Below are 24,077 nucleotides of genomic sequence, written 5' to 3'. Positions count from 1 at the left end.
ACTTTCAGAGGACCGCAATGCGGTCCTTTCTTTTTTCAGGAGATACCTCGATGGCCGATGGCTTCAGCACCACGACTCTGCTGGGGGTCAAGAAAATCCAGCCCAAGTTCACCCCGCTGTTCCTGCAGATGTTCTTCCCCACGGTGGCTACTTTCCCTTCCGAAGAAGTGGCATTCGACAAGATCAAGACCGGCGTCCGCCTGGCGCCTTTCGTGGCGCCGATGGTTTCCGGCCGCGCTCGCCGCGAGCGTGGCGGCGTGCTGACCACCTTCAAGCCGGCGTACGTGAAGCCGACTGATGTGGTGCGTCCGACTCGCCTGCTCAAGCGTGCGCTGGGCGAAGCGCTCGGCGGTGAGCTCACTGCCGCCGAGCGCCGCAATGCTGTCATCGCCGACATTCTGCTCGATCAGGAACAGTCGATCGTCGCCCGCGAGGAGTGGATGGCGGTTCAGGCGGTGATTACCGGCAAGGTGGTCGTCCAGGGGGAGGACTACGAGACCCAGGAAGTGGACTACGGTCGTTCCGCGGGTAACCAGATCACCCTGATCGGCGCGGCGAAGTGGGACACCGTTGACCCGGATACCTACGACCCCGCGGAGGACATCGAGGACTGGGCGGCCAACGCCAACGGCGCGAGCGGCATCCTTCTGATGGACAAGAAGGCCTGGCGCCTGTTTGGCCGCTTCAAGGCTGTTCGCGAGATGCTGGAAACCCGCCGTGGCAGCACCTCGCAGCTGGAGCTCGGTCCGCAGCTCGACAAGGTCGTGATGCGCAAGGGCTTCTACGGGGAGTACGAGATCCTCGTCTACACCGGGCAATACGAGGACGGCACCGGCGCGAAGCTGAATTACATGCCGGATAACACCGTTCTGATCGCGCCCTCTGCCGCTGACAACGTCATGGCCTATGGCGGCATCCAGGATGCCGAGGCCAATGCGGACGGCATCGCCGAGGCGACTCGCTACCCGTCGAACTGGTTCACCAAGAACCCCAGTGTGGAGTGGGTGCAGACCCAGTCTGCGCCGGTGCCCGCGCTGTTCGACGCTGACGAGTTCGTCGTCATCAAGGTGGCCTGATAGGTCTCACGTCCAACCCAGGCCGCCATCGGCGGCCTGAATCGAGGAAAGCAACATGGCGGACAAACTCTACCTGGTGAAAGCCACCATCGAAACCAAGGACAAGAAAGGTCAGAAGATCGCTCTCCTACGCAGCGACCAGCCGCAGCCGGTACCGGGCTGGCTGGTCAAAGACCTGAAAGCCGAGGGCATCATCGACGCCGACGACGATGGCATGACAGTTGGCAAGGCTGCGGCTGGTAATGCCACGCCGGACGGCGGCGCCGGCGGCGATGCTGGCGGCGACGACAACAGCGGTGACTGACTGTGACTGCCCCATTCGATGAACTGATGGGGCGGGCGGATGACCAGTTGTTTGACGTCTTCGGTGATCGCCGGCCCGGCGGGTGTCGCCCTGTCTATCGCGAACCCGCCGGATCCGCACCTCCAAGGGAAGTGGAGGTGTGCCACGACAGGGACGTCCAGGTGGCGGGCGCCGACGGTCTCTTTCGCGCCGTCCAGCATGTGGCCGAGCTTCGGCTCTGTCAGGTCCCCAATCCTCGCCGCGGCGCGCAACTTACTTTGTCGGATGGCGAGTACACGCTCGATGAGCACCTGGACACCGACGGGTTAGTCAGTCGCTGGTCGCTCCTTCCCTTGAGGTGACGCATGGCCGGCTACAGCAGCTTCCGGATCGAGTACGACGGCTTGGCCCGGCAGGAGCAGCGCTTCGCTGTTGCGCCGGACAAGCTGCGCCGTGCGATCCAGATCGCCCTGAACACCGTAGGCCGTCGGACGCGAACTCGCAGCTGGCGGGCAATTCGCGATGAAGTCCATCTGAAGCCGAGCTACATCGAGGACGAGGTGAACTTCATTCCAGCGACCCCCGAAGAGCTGCGCGTGATCATCTACGCGCGGCGCAAGGGGGTGACGCTCAGCCAGTTCCCACACCGGCAGCTCTATCGCCGGGGTAAGGGTGGTCGGCGCGTCAAGGCGGGGGTGGAGGTTCAGGTCGGGCAGGGCTGGACTGAGCTGATCGAAGGGGCGTTCATCGCGCCCATCGGCCCGGCAGGTGGTCTGATCGCTGAGCGATCCAGTAAGCCGCGGCTACCTCTCGACGTATTGCATGGCCCCTCTCCATCCCAGGTACTCGGCTCCCTGCTGGATGAGCTGGGCGATGAAGCAGAGCGCGACCTCGAAGCGGAGGTGGAGCGCCAAATCTCGCGAGCTGATCTATGACCAACCCAATTGAGCGCGCTCACCAGGCCCTGGTCGCGCGTCTCTCACAGATCGTCCCAGCCAACGGCTACCTGAGTGACGCTGGTACCAGGATCAAGGAAGGCTGGCTTGAGGACTTGCTGAGCGCAGAGGACGTGGCGTTTCCATTCATTGCCATTCAGCCCGGCGAGTACCCGCCGCCTGAATCGGGTGCCGGTGTCGTCAAGGCACTGATTGGGCGACGGCTGGTTGCAGCGGTTCAGCCTGTCGAGGCCTATCGCGCCGAGCTGGATTCACTGTACGTCGATCTGGTGCGGGCACTGCAGGTCCCGGCAGGGCAGAAAAATCCATGGGGCCAGGACGGCCCGTATTCCGTTGTTCTCGGTACCAGCAAGCCATTCCCGCCCGGGCAGGGGCTCGCGGCGGGCACTCTCGTTTTCCCCGTGCAGCTGCACGTGATCATCCAAGGAGCGTAAGCCCATGCCAAAACCTTCACCGGCTGCTGGGCAGCCAGCAGAAGAGCCGAAGCTCGTTTCGGTCAAGCTCAACAAACCCCACACCCACAATGGCCAGGAGAAGAAGGTGGGCGACACGATCGACGTAACCGCCGACCAGGAAGCCTGGCTGAAGCGTAAAGGCGTGATCGGCGCCGAGCAGGAGGAAGGTAAATGAAAGACCACGGCGCATACCTCGGCGTAGGCAAGCAGTACCTGGAAGATCTCTCGGACCCGGCTGGTCTGCTGGAAGTCGGCAACTGCAGCGCGCTGGCCTACGAGGCGCAGACCAACGACATCGAACTGCCGGACTACACGAACCCCGGTGGCGGCCTCGACAAGGCTGTAACGCGCATCACCGGCGTCAACGTCACCTACAACGCTCGCCACTTCAAGATCGCCAACGTCGCGCGTGCCGTGTACGGCGAAGTGAACGACGTCGAGGCGGGTACCGTCACTGGCGAGGCGCACCGTGCCTTCCCGACCGGCCTGGTCCTGCTGAAGAACCCCGGCGCCTCCGACCTGGTGATTAAGGCCGGCGCCGTCGAACTGGTGGAGGGCACCGATTACGTCGTTGGTCCAGGGGGCCTCCCCACCATGAAAGCGTCCGCGAAGGTTCCGGAAGACGGTGTAGATATCACCGTCGACTACAGCTACGCCGCGCGTGGCGTTGTCCAGGCGCTGGTCGCTTCGGGCAAGCGCTATCGCAGCGTCTTCGTCGGCCTCAACGAGGCCGAGTCCGGGCGGCCGGTGATCATCGAGGTCTTTCGCATCAACCACTCGCCGGCCTCGCTGTCCGCCATCGGTGACGAGTTCGCCGGCATGGAGTTCACGGCGAAGGCCGAGAAAGACGACACCAAGTCTGGGCAGGGCGTATCGCAGTACATGACGGTCACCTTCCTGGACTGACGGCTGGCCTGCTCAACGCTGCTGGGGGTAAAGTCCCTCCCATTTCCAACTGGGAGGGAGCCCCTATGCAGTGCCGCAACTGTGAGCAGCCTGCGCTGGACAACGGATCCGGCCTTTGCGATCTCCATTTCGAGCTGCAGCGCGACGAGCTGAAGCGGAACTTGCAGGCCTCTGGCGAGCTGCCGGTGGCCAAGATTTCGTCGAAGCGAGTCGTCCTGCCGGTCGTTGTGCCGAGGCGACGTATGCCTCTGCGGGCATGGGTGCCAGTCGCAGCCCTGGCGGCGCTACTGGTCGCCGTCAATACCTATTACCGGGATGGTAGCCAGGGGCGTTCCCCAGCTGCGCGCAGCTTTCTCAGCGCGCAGGCGGGTGAAAGCTGGGTCATCCGAAGCTCAGACGTTGCCCTGATGAAAACACCGGCGATCCCGTCCAGATCCTCCGACATGGCCGAGGCGATGGTGACGGGTATCCCCTATGGCGCCACGGTCCAGGTGATCGGTGGTTCGGCTGGTCGCTGGAAGCAGGTCAGCCTGCTCAAGGGGGGCCAGTCTCTGGACGGATGGGTGTTGGCCGACACGGTGCCCACGGCATCAAAATCGAATTGAACAGACCCCGCTTCGGCGGGGTTTTTTATGGGGAATGAAAATGACGCAGGTCACCAATACCAAGGAGATCAAGCTGCAGGCGACGGGCATGCGTGTGCTCGTCCGAGAGCTGACAGTGGCTGAAGTGCGCTCTTGGCTGGAGTCGCTGGACCAGGACGGCCGCGACCTGGTCGACCGCGGGCTATTCGAGGACGCGTCGATTCCTGATCTCATCCGTATGACCTCCCTCACGCGGGAGCAGATTGACGAAATGCAGCCCAGCGCCGTGCGCGAGGTGATCGCCGCCTGCAAGGAGGCAAATCCGGATTTTTTCGGGTTTCAGGCGCGCCTGATGGCCGCGCAGCAGGCAATGCTGCCGGCCGATTAAAGCGTCTGGATGGAGTGGTGACGGCGCTGATTGGGCGAGGGCATCACGGGGCGTGGGGTTACCCCTGGCGCCTATTTCTGAACACGCTGGATGCGATCGAGCGGGCGAGCAAAAAGCGCTAGCGCGCCGCTCGCTACCGCGAGAGCGCCGCCTGCGATTACCAGCACGATCGTGGCCTGCATGAGCAGGGCCGGGGCTGCAATTGCCAGGGCCAGTGCCGCGATACAGATGAAGGGCTTCCAACGCATGGCTGACGTCAATCTCAGATTGGGGGTTGATGCGGATTCTGGTGTACGCCAGCTGGGTCGGTTTGGCAAGAGCTTTGCCGATGTGGTCAAGCAGCTACAACAGCCCGTCTCCCGCATCAACACCTTCTCCCAGCTGCAGACTGATCTGCAGGGTACCGAGAAAGCGCTGGGCTCTACCCGTACCCGTCTGCGCGACATGCAGCAGGAACTGGTCAGCCTCGACTCCGCCAACGCGCAGACCTCGTCGAACTTCAACAAGCTGGCTGCGGCCGTGCGGACGATGGAGAGCAACGCTCGCCGACTTGACCAGCTGCAATACGGTCAGCGGGCAGTTGCTGCGGCGCGCGACCGCGTGCGCGAACTGGGCAACGAACTGGCCGGCACCGCTGATCCCAGCAAGCAAATGCAAGAGCAGTACCGCGCCACCGTCGAGGAATTCCAGCGCCTGCAGCGTAGTGTTTCTCGCGAGCAACTGAAGCTGGGTGCTGTCTCGATCAACCCCGGCGAACTCACCGCCGCGAAGACGCAGCTCGCCCAGCTGAGTGGGGAGATGCAGCGCGGGCAGGCAGCATCGCGTGCTCTGCAGACGAACTATCGCCAGGTGGGGCAGGAGCTTGGCGGCCTGGAGAAAACTGCGGGCAATCAGCGAGCGGAGCTTGCTCGCCTTGGTACGCAGCTGCGTTCCGCAGGAGTCGACACCCGCAACTTGTCTGGCGAACAGGCTCGGCTCCGGCAGCAGATGGCGCAGCAGCTTCCGCAGATCGCGCTGCAGAACGGAGTGGCATCGGCCCGTGACGCTCTCGGGGTTCGCCCCTTCACGGACATCAATGCCGAGGTCGTGAGGCTCCAGCGCAACTACGCGCTATTGCGCTCGTCGGGGCAGGCTACCGGGGCGGAGCTTGCCCAGGCGTACGGCCGGCTCGTCGAGCGGACCCGCGAACTGCAGCTGCAGACCAACGGTTGGCGCGACAGCCTGGGCAAGGTGAAGAATGAGCTGATCGCAGGCGCTGCTGCCTTCGGTGGCGTTGCCCTGGTAGGTCAGCGTTCTTTTGGTCAGTACGCGGCATACGAACAGCAGATCGCGGGCATCGCCGCGATCACTGACCTGGCTGGCGATCGGCTCAGGACGATGTCCGGCGATGTGCGGCAGTTGAGCCTGGACATGGGAAAGCCTGCAGCGCAGAGCGCTGCGGCACTTCGGGACCTGCTCGGCAGTGGGGTCGACACAGACCACGCCATGACGGCCCTGGCGCTTTCCACCAAGGCCGCTGTCGCCGGTATGTCCGACACCAAGACTGCGGCCTCCGTAGGGTTGTCCATCATCAATGCCTACGGCGAAGGAGTCGACCAGCTCGGCGGGCGCTATGACCAGCTGTTCCTTGCCATCCAGGATGGTGTCGTCGAGTTCGACGAGCTTGCCGCCGGCCTGGGCCAGGTGCTTCCGAGTGCTGCCGCTGCTGGCGTGAGTTTCTCGGAAGTTGGCGCGGCGATCGCTCGCATGACCGTTCAGGGCATTAAGGCCCCGATCGCAATCACGGCTCTGCGCAGCGCGATCAATCAGCTCGCCGCGCCGGCACCGGAAGCTGCCAAGCGCATGGAAGAGCTGGGTATCCGCTGGAATGGTCTGGCCGGAACCCTGCAGCAGATCGCGCAGAAGAAGCTCGGCTTCGAGGCGATGCGAGAGATCATCCCGGACACGGAAGGTCGCACGGCGATTCTTGCACTGACCAACCAGATCGATGCGTTCGTGGACCAGGTCGAGCGCATGGACGAAGCGGCCGGCGCTACCGAGCGAGCCTATGGGATCATGAAGGACACGCCGCAGGCGCAGGTTGAGCGCTTCCAGGCGGCGCTGAACGATTTGCAGCTGTCCTTCGGCCAGGCCGTGGCCAATGGCTTGCCGTTGGTCAACCTGCTGGTGGAACTGCTGAATGCCTTCAATGGATTGCCTGAGGGCGTGCGCGTCTCGTTGGTCACCATCGTAGCGTTTGGCGTGGCAGGGAAGGCGTTGGGCGTGGTGCTGTCGGCTATTCGTGGGCCGTTCTCGCTGTTCCTGGCACACCTGTCCTCGACACCCGCCGCCGCGGCTGCCGCTGGTGCCTCTCTCCCAGGTCTGGCCGGGCGGTTTAGTCAGCTGGGGGCCGCGATAGGCAAGATCAATCTTGGCGCCGCCCTTCGGTTTGGCGGCTACGGAATCATTGCGAGCCAGCTCTATGAGCTGTACCAGATCCACCAGGAGCTCAAGTCGCTGGAGAAGGACCAGGAGGACTATGCGCGCTCGCTTGAAGAGACACTGACCAAGTTCCAGCCCTACAGGAACGAGATGGTCTTGACGTCGGCGGAGGTCGCCAAGCTTTCCGAGACGGAACGGGCCAGCTACCTGGAGCGACTCCGCGGTGCGGAGACCTACTACCAGAAGCTGTCAGAACAGATCAGCCGCGCAGACTTCGCCAAGAACGGCCCGACAGCCGCTGTGAGTCCCGAGGCGATGGATGCCTATCGGGAGTCTCGCCAGTATGCCAAGGCTCGGGAGGCCATTGAGCAGGAGTTGAAGGCTCGGGAGGTTGCCGAGTCGGCCCACCAGTTGCGGTTGGACACGATCCGGAGGACAGAGCTGTCGAAGGTGAAGGACCAGCTCGCCAAACAGCTGGAAGCCTACGATGCCGCGAACAAGCGGCTGGAGGGCGCGCGAAAAGAAAGGGAAAAGATTCTTCAGCGATTTTCCGACCTGGTGTCGAGCTTTCAGGGTGGGGCGCAACAGCAGGGAAACACCTTCGGCGACCTGATGACGGCGAAGTCGTCGGCGCGCAATGCGCTGCAGGCTGGAGATACCGGGACGGCTCTGAAGGAAGCTCAGCGCGCCGCCGGAATACTGGAAGCGCTTCGGGATGCTGGAGAGAACACCTACGGATTCGAAGGTATCGCGCGCGAGCTGCAGCAGGTCGCTGATGCGGCGTCGCAGATCAACGTCGACAGTGCGCAAGCCTCGTTCGAAGCGGAAAAGCAAAAGGCTGAGCAGCTGATCCAGTACGCCAACGCGCTGAAGCGGATCACCATCGGGTACCAGTCCGATGAAGAGTCCGAGGAGCAGACAAGGCAGCGCCTGGTTGCGCTTGCTCAAGAGTGGGCGAAGTACATGCAGATCCCGGTGACGCTGGTCACCACGGGAGATGCGAATGGCAAGCGGGCAGAGGACCTTCTTGGCGGTGATAGTGCTGGGTCTCTGCCGCAGTATGCCACCGGCGGCGTGCTGCGTGGGCCGGGTACCGGAACCAGCGATAGCATCCTGGCCAGGCTCAGCAATGGCGAGGGGATTCTGACTGCGAGGGCGGTTCGGCACTATGGGCCGGACGTAGTTCACGCGCTGAATGGCCTGCGCCTGCCTCGTTTTGCCGAGGGCGGAGTGGCAATGATCGGCGCGCTTCCGGCACTCACCGGCGCCGATAACTCTGGCTCAGGTGTTGGTGCCTCATCGCCGCCGCTGGCCCCGGTCTACCTGACTATCGACGGCCGTCAGTACGGCCTGTTGGCAGAGGAAGACGTTGCTCGACAGTTGCATCGAACCTCGCTCAAGAGTGGCCACCGCCGATCCAAAAACTAGCCCCGCACATGCGGGGCGTTTCATTTCTGGAGCACTGAATGTCGTTACCCATGGTCATGTTGGGCGGCGTGCCCATCGAGCTTCATGCAGGGGCACCGTCTCAGCAGTATTCCTCGTTGGGTGGGCAGGCCTTGATTCGCCTCAGTGCCGGCCAGGGCGTCCCGATGACGCATTGGCAGAAGACGGCGATCAGCATCAGCGGAACAGGGTGGATGCCGCCTGGTCTGGACGGGTTGGACTACAGGCAGCCCCTGGAGCTGCGCTGCACCAAGCCCATGAGCATGGCGGGTACAGAGCTGGAATTCCGCCTCAATGGCGTTCCGCGGCCTGACGTCGCTCCGTGGGCGCAAGCCCTCGTGTTGGGACAGTGGCAGACCGCAGCGGTGGAGATGAATGCTGATGTTGCTCAAGTCTCCCCCGTGCCGGGGGCCACTTTGTACCGCGTTTGCTGGATGCCGATTTTTACCGTCACAGCGACAAGCCGCCGTGGTGATCTGGATGCCTCTGCTGCCATCCATGGATGGCAGATCGACTGTGAGGAACTTTGAATGCTGATCAACGGCGCGGCGCTGAACATCGTTCCGCTGAACGGCGTATCGGTTGGAGGTTCCACGCCCGAGCCGCAGCCGGTAGCAACTCCGGATTGGGTGGTCTGGTCTTGCCGGGTTCGCCTTGGCGTCGAGGACGTCACAGGGCAGATCACAGGCTCTGTGCGAATCGAGCGGGAGGAGGGCGCAGCTGCTATCGCGGAGTTCGCTCTGTACTTGCCCAACACCGGGGTTGATGTGATCGCGTGGACCGGCCGTCCAGTGGAGATCTACTTCCAACGGATGCTCGATGGAGGCTGGCAGGAGGAGCGGCGCTTCTCTGGTTGGCTGGAGCAGCCGACTTACGACCCGGTCAATCGCATCGTGTCGTGCGAAGCAACTGACCGCCTGCAGGACTTGATTGAGGCAATGGAGATTGCCGACATCGACGCTCTGGTGGGTGGGCAGTGGTCGGCAGATGTCTTCGAGGCTGTGGATGGACGCAGCCGCTGGGACTACGCCAAGGAGCGGCTCGGCACCATACCGGCCAGCCTGGACCGCTCGGTCTCCGGCGAGCTACGTGTCACACCCTGGCTCTCCACCATGCCGGAGGTAATCTTCGGTGCCGGCTCGACCGTTGACCGGTCTCTGTCGGTGGAGCTGGCGAAGTTGTCCGGTCGCATCAACCGGGTGGAACTGTCCATCAGCTATCGCTTCTCGCGCCTGCGCGAACGGCACCAGGCATTCAGCTGGCAGCATCCTGATATCCAGGGATGGGCCGTGGACACAGGCTTCTGTATCTGGCGCCATGAGTCGACGGAGCTGCCGACGACCGACATGCTGCAGGACGCTCTGGACAGCGCTGGCTATCGGCTGCTGAACGGCGGCGAGCTGCTCACACTGCCGCTGAGCGGGGTGTACTGCGACCCGCCCCAGGCCTGGCAGAACAACTACGACAACCTGCTGCTGGCGGCCAACGTGGTGGGCGGCATGCGCTGGGCGCAGTCGATCACCGAGACGTACACCCTCACGGTGGAAGCGCCGACTAGCGTGGCGCAGGCCGGCGAGGTACTTCGTCGCGACGGCGCCGCGCTGGAGAGCGACCTGGAGCGCGCGGAAGAGTGGGAGTCGGCCGAGTTCGGCGCTCCGGACTCGGATGCCGAGCAGGACGCACTAGGCGACTGGGTGGTTGACCTGCGCGAGGCCGAGCGATTGGCCGCGAGCGTGAAGTGCCAACTGGCCACGGCCGCCGTCAGCATCTTGTCTGCGCACAGGGGCAACAAGGTGTCCTGGCAGGTGCCGACACCAATGGCCTTGGGGCTGGACCTGGTGCAGACGCTGGAGCTTGGTGACCGCTGCAGGGCGCGCGGCAAGGTCTTCTCGATCATTGACGAGTGGAGCATCGATGACCAGTCGGCGCTCACCACCTTGACTCTGTCGATCAGCCGCGGTGGCGGTACGGTGACCGACCCGCTCGAACTGCCGGTGCCGCCGGACACCCAGCCGGAAGGCAGCGTCCCTGAGCTCATCCAGCTGCCGAGCCAGATTCGCGGCCAAGGGCTGATGGAGTACGACGACGCGCTGGACGGCTTCTCGGGCAACTACGACAACCCGGCGCCGGGCTCGCCCCCGGATGAGTTTCCGCGCCGCTTCCAGCTCACCGCGCCGGAGGTGCCGGCCGAGCACCGCGACGAGTTCACCGCAGAACGTAAGGCCACCTTCCGGGTGGCAATCCCCAACGACCTTCTGGAGCTTTGACCATGGCACTTGCCGATGAGCGGCGCGCGATCGGCGGCGGTATCACGTCGGCGCGCAAGTCCCAGCAGTTGGTCAGCGACCTGCAGTCACTGGAAAGCCAGCGCCGCGAAATTGGGAAGCTGAACGAGCTGGAGCGGAAGGGTGCGAAGCCCGCGCAGACCGGGCGGTCGAGCTACACGCCGCCGGCGAATACTGGGACCGGCGGCGGCATCGCCAGCCCGCTGACCGAGGTCAGCTACAACGCCCGCACTTATTACGACGAGTACACCGTCACCAGTTCTGACGGCCTGCTGACGCTGAAGCTCAAGCCCATTAAGCAGGTGAAGTCGGTCGACGCCAACGGCGCCGAGGTGGTGCAGATCTACGCTGAGCCGACCGAGGGTGCCGGGCCATGAGTGACGCGAATCGGTTCCTCCTCGATGAGGTGGCGAGGATCGGCCACACCTGGCACGGCCTGGCCTTCGGCGGGGAGTTCGCCCCCAAGGTCTGGTCGCCTTACGGCATTTGGGACCTCCCGTTCTACGCGCCGGCCGACTACGACACGCACTTGCTCAAGGTCCCCGGCATCCCTGACCTGGACATGACGCTGGAAGAGTGGGAGGCGGAGGCAGCGGTGGGGCGCGTGTGGCAGAACTACGCCTTGCTGTCGGGCTCCACGCTGCAGCTCTTCGGCAAGCCGCTGAACGGCTGGGTGGTTATCGACGAAGCCGGCGGCCGGTGGCTGGTGCGCACCTCGCCGAGCGTGGTCAACGGGCGGATCAACAAGAACAGCCCACTGACCCTGACGCTTTCCATTGTGCCGTTTGGCTACCTGGGCACGGACGCATGGGCACCGGTCACCATCAGCACCACGCTGACCGACCTGGGCCAGGCTTCAACCGGCGAGACCGTCATGCCGGGCGACCCGGAAGTGGTGATGCGGGTTGGCAGCATCAGCAGCAACGGCCGAAAGGTGGTGATCGAGCTGCACAGCTGGGTCAACACCGGAAACACGAACATCAGCCCGCAGAACTTCATGCCGTCCGGTTTCCTGATGTTGGAGCTGTCCGGGGCAGGGCCGAGTTTCACTGCCTCGCTCGGCGTCCTGCGCACGCGCTCGACGGTGTGCGGATACACCATCAAGCCGTCGATCTCCGGTACCTGGGCACAATGGGCGGTGGAGTTCGTGAAGGTCAGCGAGGAGCCTGACCCGCTTCACCCTGGCTATGCCTACGTGACCTTCCGCGCCGGCGACATGGTGAAGACCGCCGACAACATGCCGATCAACACCCGCTATTCCCTGTTCCAGTGCTCAGGCACGGCAACGGCCGAGCGCCAGAACCGGCTGATAGCGCTGCTGTTCGATGAGGCGGACGCCCTGGTGGAGTTCAGCTGTACCCACCGATACACCCTGAGCGAGGACCACGGGCCGCCTTCAATCACGACGAGCGGGACGCTGACGTGCTTGCGAATGGACACGGGCGAATTCCTCGGCGCCGGGACTGGTGACATGGTCGTGACGCCGAAGGCCGAGGGCACCGGTTACCGCGCAGTGTCGATGAGCATCTACCGCGCCGGCGTCGAGGTGTTGAGCGCCGAGCTGAAGATCGCCCACCAGTTCACTCGCACTTATTCACAGGCGCTCGATGGCATCGGCGGAACCTGGTTCGATCAGGGGCGATACCCCTGTTTCGATCTTGAGCAAGGCGAGGAGGAAGTCCAGCAGTCCTGGACCATGAACGTCGGCGCGACGTCCTTGGCCGGCAGCTACCCAGGCCACGACTACCGGTACGGCATCGGCGAGGACTCGCCGGTATGGCCGAACCTCGCCAGCCTGCTGGGGAACAGCCTGAGGCCGGTCAGCATCAGCTTGGTCTGGGGCGAGGACAGCTACCTCCGTAACGCCAACTGGACCATCGCCAGGCCGTCGAACCAGCTGACGGCCATGAGCTGGGGCGAGGACTCAAGCGGCGTGGCCCTGTTCCGCACCGCCAAGATCATCGCCACCGGAGCCGACGTGGTGCCTTCGGATATCCCGTCGACGGACAACTTCGCCGTCAACGCCAGCTACCACCCCGTCACGAAAGAGATCGCCCGCCCGCGCTCGGAGATTACCGCTCCGTTCTGCTGGATCTGACGGCGATCTACGGCACCCCATTACCACCCCGAGCAGGGGTACAGAGGAGCGACCGATGCAGGTCTGGATCAACAACTTCGATTTCCCGCTGGTGGCGGCACTGGATGAGGAGGAGGGCGAGGCGCTGCCTTTGGAGCAGACGGCACTCGACCAGCTGACGGCTGCCATGTCGGACCCTGCTGACTGGATAGTCCTTACCCTCTCCGATGAAACCGGCAGCCCCTGCGAGATCGTTTCCTACCGGCCTGGATCGACGGTGTTCACGCCCCTCCAGCGCGAGCAAGAGGGGACTGCCGCCGCTACTTGGCCCGCCGGCACCCGCTGCCGCTGCAACCTCACCGCGCAAGCCTTGGGCAACCTCGAGGAATGCCGGGAGGTGATCATCATGGAAGATCGGGCGAATACCCTGGAGGTCAATCGGCGCCGCGGATTCTGGTACTGGGTTCCGCCGGATGCCGTCCCGCTGACGCTGAATGTCATGGGGTTCGGCGGTACCGGCGGCTCTTTCCGCCGCTATCCGCTCCCCCGCCAGGTGATCGAGGTCTGGCCGGGCGGATCGGCAGACCAGCAGTTTCTGGTTCCGATGTGGGCCAATGACATCTATTTCGATCTGCCGAGCGGCTCGACCGGGAGCCTCGACGATGGCGTGTACAGCTTGACCATCCCCGCATCGCCGACGGGAAGCTACCTCATCGAGATCGAGCACTACGACTGTCCGATCTTCCGCGTGAAGAACTACGTCGGCCTGCAGACCTTCTGACCTGGAGACCACGATGCATAGGTGGGATTGTCAGAGGGGCGAGTTCTGGATTAGATTCTAAGCGCTCATCCCGCACGGGATGATCCCTGGTGATGGGGTTTTGCCTCCACCTTGCGGCCTATGGCAGTTAGCCCGGCCACCGTTCGGTTCGTCTCTAGACGGCTGACGGACTTCCTTTAATTAGGAGGCCGTCGCCGGCCTCAAGGACACGAACGTGAGCAAGACCCTCCAGAAAATCCGCACCAAAGCCTTCCAACGCCAGTCCGGCCGCTGCACCTACTGCGGTTGCCCAATGTGGCAGTCCTCTCCCGAACAGTTCGCACAAGAGCACCACCTCACGCTAAAGCAGGCGCGCGTATTTCGCTGCACTGCCGAGCATCTGCACGCCAAGTGCGATGGTGGTACGGACGCCCCCGGCAACATCGCTGCAGCGTGCTGGTTCTGCAATTCGCAACGCCATAGGGCGGCACGCCCGCTCGCACCCAATGCGCACCGCGCGAAGGTTCAGCGGCGAATGGGGAAGGGTGCATGGCATGCGGCGCGTCCGATGTGACAGTTCCTACGCGCTGATCAGCATGCCGAGCCGATAGTGAAGGCGTTCCTTCCCGCGACGGAGGGCCAGCGGTTCGCGCGAGCTGATCCGCCAGCCCTCGCTCAGTAGTTCCTCAACGTGGGCGCGAAGCCCCGTCAGCATGCGTTGTTCCTTCATCGCGAGCCCTCCAGTTGGCGGGCTCAAGATTACCAAACCAAAACCCAACCCAGCCCGCCGATACGCGGGCTTTTTCGTTTCTGGAGGTCGCAGTGAGTAGAGAGCGCGATGTGGATGTGCTCGCCCGCACTTTGTGGGGCGAGGCGCGTGGCGAAGGGTTCGCCGGCATGGTGGCTGTGGGACACACCATCAAGAACAGGGCAGCCAAACCGAGCTGGTGGGGGCGCGACATTCAGAGTGTTTGCCTCAAGTCCTCGCAGTTCAGTTGCTGGAACAAGAACGACCCGAACTACCCGTACCTGAGCGGGCAGAAGGACATCCCGCCCGGACAGTTCCTCCAGGCGCGTGAAGCCGCGGTTGCGGTGCTCGATGGCAAACAATCCGATCCCACTGGCGGCGCCACCCATTACTACGCGACGAGCATGCCGAAGCCGCCGGCCTGGGCGCGGCTCGCCAAGCGGACGGTGAAGATCGGGCGTCACATCTTCTTCCGCGACGTCCCGTAGGAGCGAGCCATGTCCAGCCTGCTTTCGAAAGTGGGGTTGCAGATCCTGGGTGGCCTGCTGCTGGTCGCCCTTGGTGCGGGACTGGTGTGGTGGGGGCTTACTCCACGCATCGACCTGCAGGCGCAGCGTGCCGCTGCTGCGGAAGCGGCAGCCGGTGAGGCGCAGAAAATGATTGAGCTGCAGGCAGGCGTGCTGGCTGAGCAGCAGCGCCAGATCGGGGCAGTCGATGAAATCCACAAGCGGATGCGTCTGCTGGAGCAGGCCGTGTCCACCAATGCCAGGGCGCAGAGTGCGGCCTTCGAGGAGCTACGCCGAAATGACCAAGCTGTTGCTGAGTACCTGCGTGGGCCTGTGCCTGCTGGCCTTGGCCGGTTGTACGAACGCCCCGCAACCACCGACCCCGGCGCCTACCGTAGCCCGCCAGTCCTGCCCGTTGGTGGCGTGCCCGCTTCCGGCACGTCCGGCGGTGCTGGCCAATGACCAGTGGCGTGAGTCGCTCGATGTGACAGAGGCCGCGCTGCTCAGCTGTGCCAACCAGGTGCTGGACTGCATCCAGACCCAGGATGCCCAGCGCGCGAAATGAAAGGAGCGACCGGTGGGGTGCTGCAACACCTCACCGGACGCCGAACCTGCAGAACATCCCTGCAAGCCCAGCCCAGGCTCCTGCCCCGTGCACGAAGCGGGGCGAGCCTAACACCTGTTTATCCACACAGTAAAGGCTTGCAAAATGACCAACCCGATCTTCCCCTGGATGGGCGGCAAGCGCCGCCTGGCCGACCGCCTTATCCCGCTGTTCCCGCCCCATGAATGCTACGTCGAGGCCTTTGCCGGCGGCGCCGCGCTCTTCTTCCTCCGGCCAGTGCCGGCGCCGACCGAGGTGCTCAACGACCTCAACGGCGACATCGTCTGCCTTTACCGCGTCGTTAAGAATCACCTGGAAGAGTTCGTTCGCCAGTTCAAGTGGGCGATATCCAGCCGCCAGGTGTTCGAGTGGCAGAAGCTCACCCGCCCCGAAACCCTCACTGATATCCAGCGCGCTGCGCGCTTCTTCTACCTGCAGCACCACGCCTTCGGCGGCAAGGTGTCGGGCCAGAACTTCGGTACCGCGACCACCGCCCCGGCGGTCAATCTGCTGCGCATCGAGGAGAACCTGTCCGCGGCATGGCAGCGCCTGGCCGGAACCTACGTGGAGAATCTGCCCTGGCTGGAATGCGTGGAGCGCTACGACCGCGTCCACACCTTCCACTACATGGACCCGCCGTACTGGCAGACGGAAGGCTATGGCGTTGATTTCCCCTTCACTGAGTACGAGCGGATGGCTGACTTCATGCGGCGCTGCAAGGGCAAAGTGATGGTCAGCATCAACGACCACCCGGATATCCGAAGGGCCTTCGAAGGCTTTCACATGGAGCGCCTGGACATCCGCTACAGCAACACGAACCAGAGGCAGGCTATGGCCGAGGTGACCGGCGAACTGGTGATCATGAACTGGGAGCCCGGCGCGTTCGGCGGACTGTTCTGAGGCTACAATGCCGGCCGCGATCACAGGAGGTCGGCATGCTCAGAATTCGATCCAATGGTGGTACCCGCTTGAGTCTGGAGCGTCTGGTCACCAAGGCAGGGCAGTACGGCATCTGGGAGTTTCACGTCGCGGCCAACTCCGAAATGTTTCCCGGGCTCCAGGCTGGCCGTCATGCAGCGCTTTTGCCGGCCGAGCCGAAGGAAGGGCAGGAGGTGGAACTCTTCGCCATGCTGTCGCCGAACTCTCCGCAGGAAGAGTGGAAATCCATCGGGAAGGGCACGGCGCACTACCTCTAGATCGGTTCGATCAGCTGCGCGCCTTGGTTCCTGACGTTGCCCACTGCGGTACTGACCTGGAACCATTCGAAGGCCTCGGGCGGTTCGCCCTGCTGGAGGACGATCTGTTCGGCGCGCTCCTTGGTCGTCGCTGAATCCAACCATTCGGCGGCCAGGTCCGGTGGCAGCACCACAGGACGCCGATCATGGACGTCGACCATGCCGCCTTGGGCGTCGGCGGTGATGATCACGAAGCCATCGTGCTCACCTGGTTCTCGGTCGCCGGCCGGATACTGGCCGATGGCGGCGGTCAGGCAGGCGGCTCCGTCGCGTCGACGGATGAAGTAGGGTTGTTTCTTCGGGCCACCCTCGTCGACCCATTCGTACCAGCCGCTCACCGGGCATACGGCGCGGTGCGGCCATATCGCGCGGAAGAACGGTCCGCGCGCAACCTTCTCCACTCTGGCGTTGATCGGCGCCGACTTGTCCTTGGCCCAGTGCGGCCTCCATCCCCACCTAACGCGTTCGCCGATCAGCGCGCCTTCATCGTTGACCATCAGCAACGTATGGGTGGTCGGCGCCACGTTGTAACGGGGCTCAATGGGCTCCTTCAGCATCGCCGGCCCGGGCAGCCGCATGATCGCTACGAGGTCTGCCCAGCTGTCGTACTGCGCGACTCTTCCGCACATTTCGTACCCTCCGTCCGTCTGCATTCCCATTGTAGGAAACTGGGCTTGTCTATTACTGTATTTATATACAGTAAATTGGACGTTTCCCATGCTTCCTGACGTTGTTGCGCGCCTGCTGGCGGGCAGTCGCCCGCTTCCCCTGTTTGCCTTTCGCGTGCCGGCGGGCTTTCCGTCGCCTGCCCAGGATCACCTGGAGCGTGAAATATCCCTGGACGAAATCCTGCAGATTCGCGCGCCCCATACCTATCTGGTGCGCTCGGGCGGCGACAGCATGATCCGCGCGGGCATACATGATGGAGACCTGCTGGTGGTGGATCGTTCCAGCGAAGCTGTGCCAGGGGACATCATCATCGCGGCGGTCAACGGTGAGCCAACGGTAAAGCGCCTGGCGAAGGACGGCGACCAGGTGGTGCTGCGCGCGGAGAATCCGAACTACCCGCCGCGGTACATCCTCGAAGGCGACGAGCTGCTGGTGTGGGGCGTGGTGCGATACAGCATCCGGTGCCACGACCGTGGCTGACCGTTCCATTGCCCTGATCGATTGCAATTCGTTCTATGCCAGCTGCGAGAGGGTGTTCCGGCCGGACCTGCTGCGCACGCCTATCGTGGTCCTGTCCAACAACGACGGCTGCGTGATCGCCCGGAGCGCCGACGCAAAGCCCCACGTCGCCATGGGGGAGCCGTACTTCAAGATTCGCCACAAGCTGGAGCGGCTGGGCATCCTGGCGTTCTCCAGCAACTACGCCTTGTACGGCGATATGAGCGCCCGGGTCATGACGATCCTCGAGGAGATGGCTCCCGCCGTTGAGGTGTACAGCATCGACGAATGCTTCGCTGACCTGACCGGGGTGCCGGGTGACCTGGTGCGCGTCGGCCGCGAGATGCGCGCCCGGGTATTGCGGTGCACCGGGATTCCCGTCGGCGTCGGCATCGGCACCTCGAAGACTCTGGCAAAGTTGGCCAATTACGGAGCGAAAAAGTGGCAGGCACAGACTGGCGGTGTCCTTGATGTCCGAGACTCGGCTCGCCGTGACCGGCTGCTTAAGGCCTGCGACGTCAGCGACGTCTGGGGCGTTGGCCGCAAGATGACCTCGCACCTCAACGCCCAAGGCATCAAGACAGCCTGGGACCTCTCCCAGGCCGACGCCTGGACGTTACGCAAGCAGTTCAACGTAGTGATTGAGAAGACTGCCCGCGAGCTGTGCGGCGTGGCCTGCCTGGAGCTGGAGGAGGCCGCGCCGCCAAAGCAGGAGATCTGCTGTAGCCGGATGTTCGGCAAGAGGCTGTATGAGTTGTCGCCGATCCGCGAAGCGGTGGCTACCTATGCGGCCCGGGCTTGCGAGAAGTTGCGGGCGCAGGGCTCCTACTGTAAGCGTGTGCAGGTCAGCATCAGGACGGGGATGTTCAACCCGGATGAGCCCAAGTTCGCAAAGGGGGGCGGCGTTGAGCTGCCATACCCCACCGATGACACCAGGCTGATCACCAAAGCCGCCGTCGACGGCCTGGAGCTGGTGTTCCGAAAAGGGTTCGCCTTCAGCAAGGCCGAGGTGTTGCTGCTCGATCTGCGGCAGCCAGGCGAGTTCACCGGTGACCTGTTCGCGCCGGCGCAGCCTGAGCGAGCGACCAAGACCATGGCGGTGATGGATGCGATCAACGCTCGCTGGGGGAGGGGGACAGTCCGGCCGGGTGGGGTGCCTGCGGAGCCAGACTGGGGGATGCGCCGCGAGCTGATGAGCCAGAGCTTCACCACCAGGTTGAGTGAGCTATGGCGGGTGACTTGAGCTTGTGCTGGGCGGTGAGAGGGCTCAGCGAAATTCGACATGACGTCGCGATTGCGTTGGTGGTGGCGTATCGCTATATATGCGGGATGTTCTAAGGAGATGTCATGGATTTAAGGAAAGAAATTCAAAGAAATCCCGTTGCAGACGAAGTCCAAGCACTCATTGCAGTGGTGATCCCAATCCTCCAGGGAGTGCTCTTTGCGATCAAGCAGGAGGCAATTCAGGATGCGGGTGGTCTACCCAACATCAGGCTCAGGCAGCTTCCAAGGTTGTATCGGCCAGGAGATGGTGATTGTGGGATCTGCTTCGAATATGCCATCCACGATGCGATCTCCAATGGGAATCAGCTGATCCTTGACCGTATTGACTCGGCATTGAGCCAGCATTGTCGTATCCGAGGGGGTGACCCTGACTCAATTCTCTTCGGCGCAGAAAAAACTGGTGCCGTACAGCTGATTCAAACAGCACGCGACATGCTGACTGATGAATCGTCGCTGCTCTCAGGTAGCAAGGGGCGGCCAGTAAAGCTGAAAAAGCACATTGACTCTGTGGCGTCTGCTTTCCGAAAACGGGCAGATCGAGAGGCGTTACCGGCATCCATCAACGGGCTGTGGAAAGCGGATCTGTTTGTAGGCCGCACCGGTCCCGACCAGTGGGTGGGGACCACGGTTAAGATCAATCCTCGTCAGCTCGAAGGGGCAAGGGGGCTGAGGCTGGCAATTGTTCCCTCCCAACAAGGCCGTAATGATGCGATTCGAATAGATGATCAGAAAAACTTGATCGTTGCTCCGGTCCCTTATGACGCGTCGTTCATGGAGGTTTTCTACCAAGGTTGGCAGATCGTTCAACAGTTCATTCACGCTGATGCGCAGGTTCCAAGGGAGGTAGCACTGCCTCGGCCTCCAGATCGCCAGGTGTGCCGCTTCCTTGAGGAGAGGAGGGAGTTTCCAATCCTCGATGTGATCGAAGGGCTGAGGCCTTTGGCGCAGCCGCATCTGCTGGAAACCCAGGAAGAGGCCCTTGAGGTCAACCTCAGAAAAGGGGATGCCAGCGATACCGGATTGATTGTGGCTCCGGTACCTGCTCGCGATATTTGAAGGGGATGACCCTCAGCCCAGCATCTGCTGCTGGGCTTTCAAACAGCGGAAGCCCAGCCCACCTTAAATCCAAAGCTCCGGGCCGGTGACGGCGGGGCTTTGACGCTGTACCATCGCCGACCCCAATACGTGTCTAACTATGAGTGTCCTTTTGCCAGGCGCAACTATTTAGTACATGAATTAGTACATTGTGCCGGTCCTTGAATGTGGAGGTGTCCGGTTTGTGGGGCTTGGGTAGGTTTGGTTTGGGTCTCTCCGTCCGCACCATCTTCTTTCCATAAGCTCTCGCATCCGTGAATTTCCGCAGCTTCCACTCAGGGTGACTTCTGCATTTCTTGCTACTAGAATGCTTGCCCTTGATTCTGGGAGCCGGAAGGACCGGCTTACGTCTGTGCCACGAGGAATATCCATGCAAGTTTCCGTTGAAAGCACCTCCGCTCTTGAGCGCCGCATGACCGTTGGCGTGCCGGCCGAGCGTATCGAGACCGAAGTCAACAAGCGTCTGCAGCAGACCGCTCGTCGCGCCAAGGTTCCTGGCTTCCGTCCCGGCAAGGTGCCGATGAGCGTGATCCGTCAGCGCTATGAAGCCGCCGCTCGTCAGGAAGCCCTCGGTGACCTGATCCAGGAAACCTTCTACGAAGCCGTGGTCGAGCAGAAGCTGAACCCGGCGGGCGCTCCCTCCGTCGAGCCGAAAGTGTTCGAGAAAGAGAAGGGCCTCGAGTACATCGCGACTTTCGAAGTCTTCCCCGAGTTCCAGGTTGCCGGTTTCGACGGCATCAAGGTCGAGCGCCTGCAGGCCGACGTGGCTGACGCCGATCTCGACAACATGCTGGAAATCCTGCGCAAGCAGAACACCCGCTTCGAAGCTGTTGATCGCGCCGCTCAGAACGACGACCAGGTGAACATCGACTTCGTTGGCAAGATCGACGGCGAAGCCTTCGCTGGCGGTTCCGCCAAGGGCACCCTGCTGGTGCTGGGCTCCGGCCGCATGATCCCGGGCTTCGAAGAAGGCCTGGTCGGCGCCAAGGCCGGTGAAGAGCGCGTTCTGAACGTGACCTTCCCTGAGGACTACCAGAACCTGGACCTGGCCGGCAAGGCCGCCGAGTTCACCGCTACCGTCAACAGCGTCGCCGAGCCGAAGCTGCCGGAACTGAACGAAGAGTTCTTCGCTCTGTTCGGCGTCAAGGAAAGCACTCTGGAAGGCTTCCGCACCGAAGTTCGCAAGAACATGGAGCGTGAGCTGCGTCAGGCCATCAAGTCCAAGGTGAAGAACCAGGTGATGGAAGGTCTGGTCGAGGCCAACCCGATCGAAGTTCCGAAAGCCCTGATCGGCAACGAAGTCAATCGTCTGCGCGTCCAGGCTGTCCAGCAGTTCGGTGGCAACATCAAGCCCGACCAACTGCCGGCTGAACTGTTCGAAGAGCAGGCCAAGCGCCGCGTCGTGCTGGGTCTGATCGTCGCTGAGCTGGTCAAGCAGCACGAGCTGAAGGCCGACGAAGCCCGCGTTCGCGAAATGATCGAAGAGATGGCTTCCGCTTACCAGGAGCCGGAACAAGTTGTTTCCTGGTACTACAAGAACGACCAGCAACTGAACGAAGTTCGTTCGGTTGTACTGGAAGAACAAGTTGTAGATACTGTCCTGCAGAAGGCCAATGTGACCGACAAGCAGGTATCCTACGAAGACGCGGTCAAGCCTGCAGAAGCTCCGCAAGCGGCCTGATCCAGCTTCGTTCGATTGTCACAAGCCAGCCTTCGGGCTGGCTTGTGCGTCTATAGAGACATGACTTTTTATTAGGGAGTGATCGTCGGACATGCATAATCCTTATATGCCGCAAGTTCCGAACATTCAGGCCGCTGGCGGTCTGGTGCCGATGGTGGTGGAGCAGTCCGCCCGCGGTGAGCGTTCCTACGACATCTATTCGCGCCTGCTGAAGGAGCGGATCATCTTCCTGGTCGGCCAGGTCGAGGACTACATGGCCAACCTCGTGGTGGCCCAGTTGCTGTTCCTCGAAGCCGAGAACCCGGACAAGGACATCCACCTCTACATCAACTCGCCGGGTGGCTCCGTGACCGCTGGCATGTCGATCTACGACACCATGCAGTTCATCAAGCCCGACGTGTCCACCATCTGCGTGGGCCAGGCGTGCAGCATGGGTGCCCTGCTGCTGGCTGGCGGCGCCGCTGGCAAGCGTTATTGCCTGCCGCACTCGCGCATGATGATCCACCAGCCGCTGGGCGGCTTCCAGGGCCAGGCCTCGGACATCGAGATCCACGCCAAGGAAATCCTCTTCATCAAGGAGCGCCTGAACCAGGTGCTGGCGCACCACACCGGCCAGCCGCTGGATGTCATCGCCCGCGATACCGACCGTGACCGCTTCATGAGTGGTGACGATGCTGTCAAATACGGTCTGATCGATCAGGTCTTCACTCAGCGTCCCACCGCTAGCTGAGTCTCTCCGCTGTACCGCGGCCGGTAATCCGGCCGCTCGCGGGCTTGAAAATGCCTGCGAATGCCTTCATCTTGTCCTTCACGTATATCCCCGATTGGAACGATCGAATGACTGACACCCGCAACGGCGAGGACAACGGCAAGCTGCTGTATTGCTCCTTCTGCGGCAAGAGCCAGCACGAAGTGCGCAAGTTGATTGCCGGCCCCTCGGTCTTTATCTGCGACGAGTGCGTCGACCTGTGCAATGACATCATCCGTGAGGAGGTGCAGGAAGCACAGGCGGAGAGCAGTGCGCACAAGCTTCCGGCGCCGAAAGAGATCCGCACCATCCTCGATCAGTACGTGATCGGCCAGGAACGTGCCAAGAAAACCCTGGCAGTAGCGGTGTACAACCACTACAAACGCCTGAACCAGCGTGAGCGCAAGGACGACGTCGAACTGGGCAAGAGCAACATCCTGCTGATCGGGCCGACCGGTTCGGGCAAGACCTTGCTCGCCGAGACCCTGGCGCGTCTGCTCAATGTTCCCTTCACCATCGCCGATGCCACTACCCTCACCGAGGCTGGCTACGTGGGCGAGGACGTCGAGAACATCATCCAGAAGCTGCTGCAGAAGTGTGACTACGATGTCGAGAAGGCCCAGATGGGCATCGTCTACATCGACGAAATCGACAAGATCTCGCGCAAATCCGACAACCCGTCGATCACCCGCGACGTGTCCGGCGAAGGCGTTCAGCAGGCCCTGCTGAAGCTGATCGAAGGCACCGTGGCTTCCGTACCGCCCCAGGGCGGCCGCAAGCACCCGCAGCAGGAATTCCTGCAGGTCGACACCCGCAACATCCTGTTCATCTGCGGTGGCGCGTTCGCTGGCCTGGAAAAGGTCATCCAGAACCGTTCCACCAAGGGCGGCATCGGCTTCAACGCCGAGGTTCGCAGCCAGGAAGCGGGCAAGAAGGTTGGCGAAGCGCTGCGTGAGGTCGAGCCGGAAGATCTGGTCAAGTTCGGCCTGATCCCCGAGTTCGTCGGCCGCCTGCCGATCATCGCGACCCTTGACGAGCTGGACGAGCCTGCGCTGATGCAGATTCTGACCGAGCCGAAGAACGCGCTGACCAAGCAGTACGCCAAGCTCTTCGAAATGGAAGGCGTGGACCTCGAGTTCCGCCCGGACGCGCTCAAGGCCGTCGCCCGTCGCGCGCTGGAGCGCAAGACCGGCGCCCGTGGCCTGCGTTCGATCCTCGAAGGCATCCTGCTCGATACCATGTACGAGATCCCCTCGCAGAACGACGTCAGCAAGGTGGTGATCGACGAAAGCGTCATCGATGGCTCCTCCCAGCCACTGCTGATCTACGAGAACAGCGAGCAGCCGGCCAAGGCTGCACCTGACGCCTGAAA

At 62.7% G+C, this 24,077-nt stretch carries 27 protein-coding genes and 1 pseudogene; 26 read left to right on the top strand and 2 right to left on the bottom strand.

Annotation, left to right across the window (positions count from 1 at the left end):
• The first annotated feature begins 50 nt into the window (after positions 1–50).
• The 15 genes from UB43_RS03485 (at position 51) to UB43_RS29005 (ending at position 14,211) form a co-directional block, all read left to right on the top strand.
• Positions 51–1,076, top strand: coding sequence for a major capsid protein (locus UB43_RS03485; RefSeq protein ID WP_045208439.1), 1,026 nt, complete (start codon positions 51–53; stop codon positions 1,074–1,076).
• 55 nt (positions 1,077–1,131) lie between these two features.
• Positions 1,132–1,380, top strand: coding sequence for a hypothetical protein (locus UB43_RS03480; protein WP_045208438.1), 249 nt, complete (start codon positions 1,132–1,134; stop codon positions 1,378–1,380).
• A 344-nt stretch (positions 1,381–1,724) separates the two neighbouring features.
• Positions 1,725–2,294, top strand: coding sequence for a phage tail protein (locus tag UB43_RS03470; protein ID WP_045208435.1), 570 nt, complete (start codon positions 1,725–1,727; stop codon positions 2,292–2,294).
• Positions 2,291–2,749 carry a hypothetical protein gene (locus tag UB43_RS03465; protein WP_045208433.1) on the top strand — a complete coding sequence of 153 codons (459 nt, stop codon included), beginning with the start codon at positions 2,291–2,293 and terminating at the stop codon, positions 2,747–2,749. The genes UB43_RS03470 and UB43_RS03465 overlap by 4 nt, the downstream gene beginning before the upstream one ends.
• 4 nt (positions 2,750–2,753) lie before the next feature.
• Entirely contained in the window at positions 2,754–2,945 is a 192-nt protein-coding gene (locus UB43_RS03460) for a hypothetical protein (RefSeq protein ID WP_045208431.1), read from the top strand.
• On the top strand, positions 2,942–3,676 hold the full coding sequence (locus tag UB43_RS03455; protein WP_045208429.1) for a hypothetical protein: 735 nt from the start codon (positions 2,942–2,944) through the stop codon (positions 3,674–3,676). Before UB43_RS03460 ends, UB43_RS03455 begins: the two co-directional genes overlap by 4 nt.
• Positions 3,677–3,741: 65 nt before the next feature.
• Complete coding sequence (locus UB43_RS03450) at positions 3,742–4,281, top strand: SH3 domain-containing protein (protein ID WP_045208427.1); 540 nt, start codon at positions 3,742–3,744, stop codon at positions 4,279–4,281.
• A 40-nt stretch (positions 4,282–4,321) separates the two neighbouring features.
• Entirely contained in the window at positions 4,322–4,648 is a 327-nt protein-coding gene (locus UB43_RS03445; RefSeq protein WP_045208425.1) for a hypothetical protein, read from the top strand.
• 246 nt (positions 4,649–4,894) lie between these two features.
• On the top strand, positions 4,895–8,497 hold the full coding sequence (locus UB43_RS03440; protein ID WP_177329769.1) for a phage tail tape measure protein: 3,603 nt from the start codon (positions 4,895–4,897) through the stop codon (positions 8,495–8,497).
• A 38-nt stretch (positions 8,498–8,535) separates the two neighbouring features.
• Complete coding sequence (locus UB43_RS03435) at positions 8,536–9,045, top strand: hypothetical protein (RefSeq protein WP_045208422.1); 510 nt, start codon at positions 8,536–8,538, stop codon at positions 9,043–9,045.
• Positions 9,046–10,782 carry a hypothetical protein gene (locus UB43_RS03430; RefSeq protein WP_052969496.1) on the top strand — a complete coding sequence of 579 codons (1,737 nt, stop codon included), beginning with the start codon at positions 9,046–9,048 and terminating at the stop codon, positions 10,780–10,782.
• A 2-nt stretch (positions 10,783–10,784) separates the two neighbouring features.
• On the top strand, positions 10,785–11,177 hold the full coding sequence (locus tag UB43_RS03425) for a hypothetical protein (protein ID WP_045208420.1): 393 nt from the start codon (positions 10,785–10,787) through the stop codon (positions 11,175–11,177).
• On the top strand, positions 11,174–12,898 hold the full coding sequence (locus tag UB43_RS03420; protein WP_045208417.1) for a hypothetical protein: 1,725 nt from the start codon (positions 11,174–11,176) through the stop codon (positions 12,896–12,898). Before UB43_RS03425 ends, UB43_RS03420 begins: the two co-directional genes overlap by 4 nt.
• Before the next feature lie 55 nt (positions 12,899–12,953).
• Entirely contained in the window at positions 12,954–13,658 is a 705-nt protein-coding gene (locus UB43_RS28775) for a hypothetical protein (RefSeq protein ID WP_052969495.1), read from the top strand.
• 214 nt (positions 13,659–13,872) lie between these two features.
• The gene (locus UB43_RS29005; RefSeq protein ID WP_082085757.1) at positions 13,873–14,211 is read left to right on the top strand and encodes an HNH endonuclease; all 339 of its coding nucleotides are present in this window, start codon (positions 13,873–13,875) and stop codon (positions 14,209–14,211) included.
• Positions 14,212–14,217: 6 nt separating this feature from the next.
• Here UB43_RS29005 and UB43_RS29765 read toward each other — a convergent pair whose 3' ends face one another.
• Entirely contained in the window at positions 14,218–14,367 is a 150-nt protein-coding gene (locus UB43_RS29765) for a hypothetical protein (protein ID WP_177329768.1), read from the bottom strand.
• A 92-nt stretch (positions 14,368–14,459) separates the two neighbouring features.
• Here UB43_RS29765 and UB43_RS03410 point away from each other — a divergent pair, with 92 nt between their 5' ends.
• The 5 genes and pseudogenes from UB43_RS03410 to UB43_RS03395 all read left to right on the top strand — a co-directional run bounded on the left by UB43_RS03410 (position 14,460) and on the right by UB43_RS03395 (position 16,691).
• Positions 14,460–14,873 (top strand): cell wall hydrolase, encoded by a 414-nt coding sequence (locus tag UB43_RS03410; RefSeq protein ID WP_045208415.1) that lies wholly within the window; start codon positions 14,460–14,462, stop codon positions 14,871–14,873.
• Between the two features lie 9 nt (positions 14,874–14,882).
• Positions 14,883–15,353, top strand: coding sequence for a hypothetical protein (locus UB43_RS30005; RefSeq protein ID WP_045208413.1), 471 nt, complete (start codon positions 14,883–14,885; stop codon positions 15,351–15,353).
• Positions 15,277–15,456 (top strand): annotated as a pseudogene (gene lysC, locus UB43_RS30245) (Rz1-like lysis system protein LysC); the annotation flags it as partial. The gene UB43_RS30005 and the pseudogene lysC, both read left to right, overlap by 77 nt.
• A gap of 144 nt (positions 15,457–15,600) precedes the next feature.
• Complete coding sequence (locus UB43_RS03400; RefSeq protein WP_045208411.1) at positions 15,601–16,395, top strand: DNA adenine methylase; 795 nt, start codon at positions 15,601–15,603, stop codon at positions 16,393–16,395.
• A gap of 35 nt (positions 16,396–16,430) precedes the next feature.
• On the top strand, positions 16,431–16,691 hold the full coding sequence (locus tag UB43_RS03395; protein WP_045208408.1) for a hypothetical protein: 261 nt from the start codon (positions 16,431–16,433) through the stop codon (positions 16,689–16,691).
• Here the strand turns inward: UB43_RS03395 and UB43_RS03390 are convergent.
• Positions 16,688–17,359 (bottom strand): SOS response-associated peptidase, encoded by a 672-nt coding sequence (locus UB43_RS03390; RefSeq protein ID WP_045208406.1) that lies wholly within the window; start codon positions 17,357–17,359, stop codon positions 16,688–16,690. The genes UB43_RS03395 and UB43_RS03390 overlap by 4 nt on opposite strands.
• A gap of 88 nt (positions 17,360–17,447) precedes the next feature.
• Between UB43_RS03390 and UB43_RS03385 the strand changes: the two genes are divergently transcribed.
• The 6 genes from UB43_RS03385 (at position 17,448) to clpX (ending at position 24,075) form a co-directional block, all read left to right on the top strand.
• Positions 17,448–17,879, top strand: a complete 432-nt coding sequence (locus UB43_RS03385; RefSeq protein ID WP_045208405.1) for a LexA family transcriptional regulator — start codon at positions 17,448–17,450, stop codon at positions 17,877–17,879.
• Positions 17,872–19,140, top strand: coding sequence for a translesion error-prone DNA polymerase V subunit UmuC (gene umuC / locus UB43_RS03380; RefSeq protein WP_045208403.1), 1,269 nt, complete (start codon positions 17,872–17,874; stop codon positions 19,138–19,140). Before UB43_RS03385 ends, umuC begins: the two co-directional genes overlap by 8 nt.
• Positions 19,141–19,244: 104 nt before the next feature.
• Positions 19,245–20,237 carry a hypothetical protein gene (locus UB43_RS03375; protein WP_045208401.1) on the top strand — a complete coding sequence of 331 codons (993 nt, stop codon included), beginning with the start codon at positions 19,245–19,247 and terminating at the stop codon, positions 20,235–20,237.
• Between the two features lie 409 nt (positions 20,238–20,646).
• Positions 20,647–21,957 (top strand): trigger factor, encoded by a 1,311-nt coding sequence (tig, locus tag UB43_RS03370; protein ID WP_045208399.1) that lies wholly within the window; start codon positions 20,647–20,649, stop codon positions 21,955–21,957.
• A gap of 91 nt (positions 21,958–22,048) precedes the next feature.
• Positions 22,049–22,687 (top strand): ATP-dependent Clp endopeptidase proteolytic subunit ClpP, encoded by a 639-nt coding sequence (gene clpP / locus UB43_RS03365; protein ID WP_045208397.1) that lies wholly within the window; start codon positions 22,049–22,051, stop codon positions 22,685–22,687.
• A 107-nt stretch (positions 22,688–22,794) separates the two neighbouring features.
• Positions 22,795–24,075, top strand: a complete 1,281-nt coding sequence (gene clpX, locus UB43_RS03360; RefSeq protein ID WP_045208395.1) for an ATP-dependent Clp protease ATP-binding subunit ClpX — start codon at positions 22,795–22,797, stop codon at positions 24,073–24,075.
• Positions 24,076–24,077: the final 2 nt, after the last annotated feature.

Origin of the sequence: Pseudomonas sp. 21 (assembly GCF_000955805.1) — a bacterium.
Taxonomy (GTDB): domain Bacteria; phylum Pseudomonadota; class Gammaproteobacteria; order Pseudomonadales; family Pseudomonadaceae; genus Pseudomonas.
Note: the sequence above shows the minus strand (reverse complement) of the source record. Positions and strands in the feature narration are given on the sequence as shown.

Coding starts and splice junctions, on each gene's coding strand:
- UB43_RS03485 (WP_045208439.1), top strand. CDS start 51: ATGGCCGATGGCTTCAGCACCACGACTCTGCTGGGGGTCAAGAAAATC.
- UB43_RS03480 (WP_045208438.1), top strand. CDS start 1,132: ATGGCGGACAAACTCTACCTGGTGAAAGCCACCATCGAAACCAAGGAC.
- UB43_RS03470 (WP_045208435.1), top strand. CDS start 1,725: ATGGCCGGCTACAGCAGCTTCCGGATCGAGTACGACGGCTTGGCCCGG.
- UB43_RS03465 (WP_045208433.1), top strand. CDS start 2,291: ATGACCAACCCAATTGAGCGCGCTCACCAGGCCCTGGTCGCGCGTCTC.
- UB43_RS03460 (WP_045208431.1), top strand. CDS start 2,754: ATGCCAAAACCTTCACCGGCTGCTGGGCAGCCAGCAGAAGAGCCGAAG.
- UB43_RS03455 (WP_045208429.1), top strand. CDS start 2,942: ATGAAAGACCACGGCGCATACCTCGGCGTAGGCAAGCAGTACCTGGAA.
- UB43_RS03450 (WP_045208427.1), top strand. CDS start 3,742: ATGCAGTGCCGCAACTGTGAGCAGCCTGCGCTGGACAACGGATCCGGC.
- UB43_RS03445 (WP_045208425.1), top strand. CDS start 4,322: ATGACGCAGGTCACCAATACCAAGGAGATCAAGCTGCAGGCGACGGGC.
- UB43_RS03440 (WP_177329769.1), top strand. CDS start 4,895: ATGGCTGACGTCAATCTCAGATTGGGGGTTGATGCGGATTCTGGTGTA.
- UB43_RS03435 (WP_045208422.1), top strand. CDS start 8,536: ATGTCGTTACCCATGGTCATGTTGGGCGGCGTGCCCATCGAGCTTCAT.
- UB43_RS03430 (WP_052969496.1), top strand. CDS start 9,046: ATGCTGATCAACGGCGCGGCGCTGAACATCGTTCCGCTGAACGGCGTA.
- UB43_RS03425 (WP_045208420.1), top strand. CDS start 10,785: ATGGCACTTGCCGATGAGCGGCGCGCGATCGGCGGCGGTATCACGTCG.
- UB43_RS03420 (WP_045208417.1), top strand. CDS start 11,174: ATGAGTGACGCGAATCGGTTCCTCCTCGATGAGGTGGCGAGGATCGGC.
- UB43_RS28775 (WP_052969495.1), top strand. CDS start 12,954: ATGCAGGTCTGGATCAACAACTTCGATTTCCCGCTGGTGGCGGCACTG.
- UB43_RS29765 (WP_177329768.1), bottom strand. CDS start 14,367: ATGAAGGAACAACGCATGCTGACGGGGCTTCGCGCCCACGTTGAGGAA.
- UB43_RS30005 (WP_045208413.1), top strand. CDS start 14,883: ATGTCCAGCCTGCTTTCGAAAGTGGGGTTGCAGATCCTGGGTGGCCTG.
- UB43_RS03400 (WP_045208411.1), top strand. CDS start 15,601: ATGACCAACCCGATCTTCCCCTGGATGGGCGGCAAGCGCCGCCTGGCC.
- UB43_RS03395 (WP_045208408.1), top strand. CDS start 16,431: ATGCTCAGAATTCGATCCAATGGTGGTACCCGCTTGAGTCTGGAGCGT.
- UB43_RS03390 (WP_045208406.1), bottom strand. CDS start 17,359: ATGTGCGGAAGAGTCGCGCAGTACGACAGCTGGGCAGACCTCGTAGCG.
- UB43_RS03385 (WP_045208405.1), top strand. CDS start 17,448: ATGCTTCCTGACGTTGTTGCGCGCCTGCTGGCGGGCAGTCGCCCGCTT.
- UB43_RS03375 (WP_045208401.1), top strand. CDS start 19,245: ATGGATTTAAGGAAAGAAATTCAAAGAAATCCCGTTGCAGACGAAGTC.
- tig (WP_045208399.1), top strand. CDS start 20,647: ATGCAAGTTTCCGTTGAAAGCACCTCCGCTCTTGAGCGCCGCATGACC.
- clpP (WP_045208397.1), top strand. CDS start 22,049: ATGCATAATCCTTATATGCCGCAAGTTCCGAACATTCAGGCCGCTGGC.
- clpX (WP_045208395.1), top strand. CDS start 22,795: ATGACTGACACCCGCAACGGCGAGGACAACGGCAAGCTGCTGTATTGC.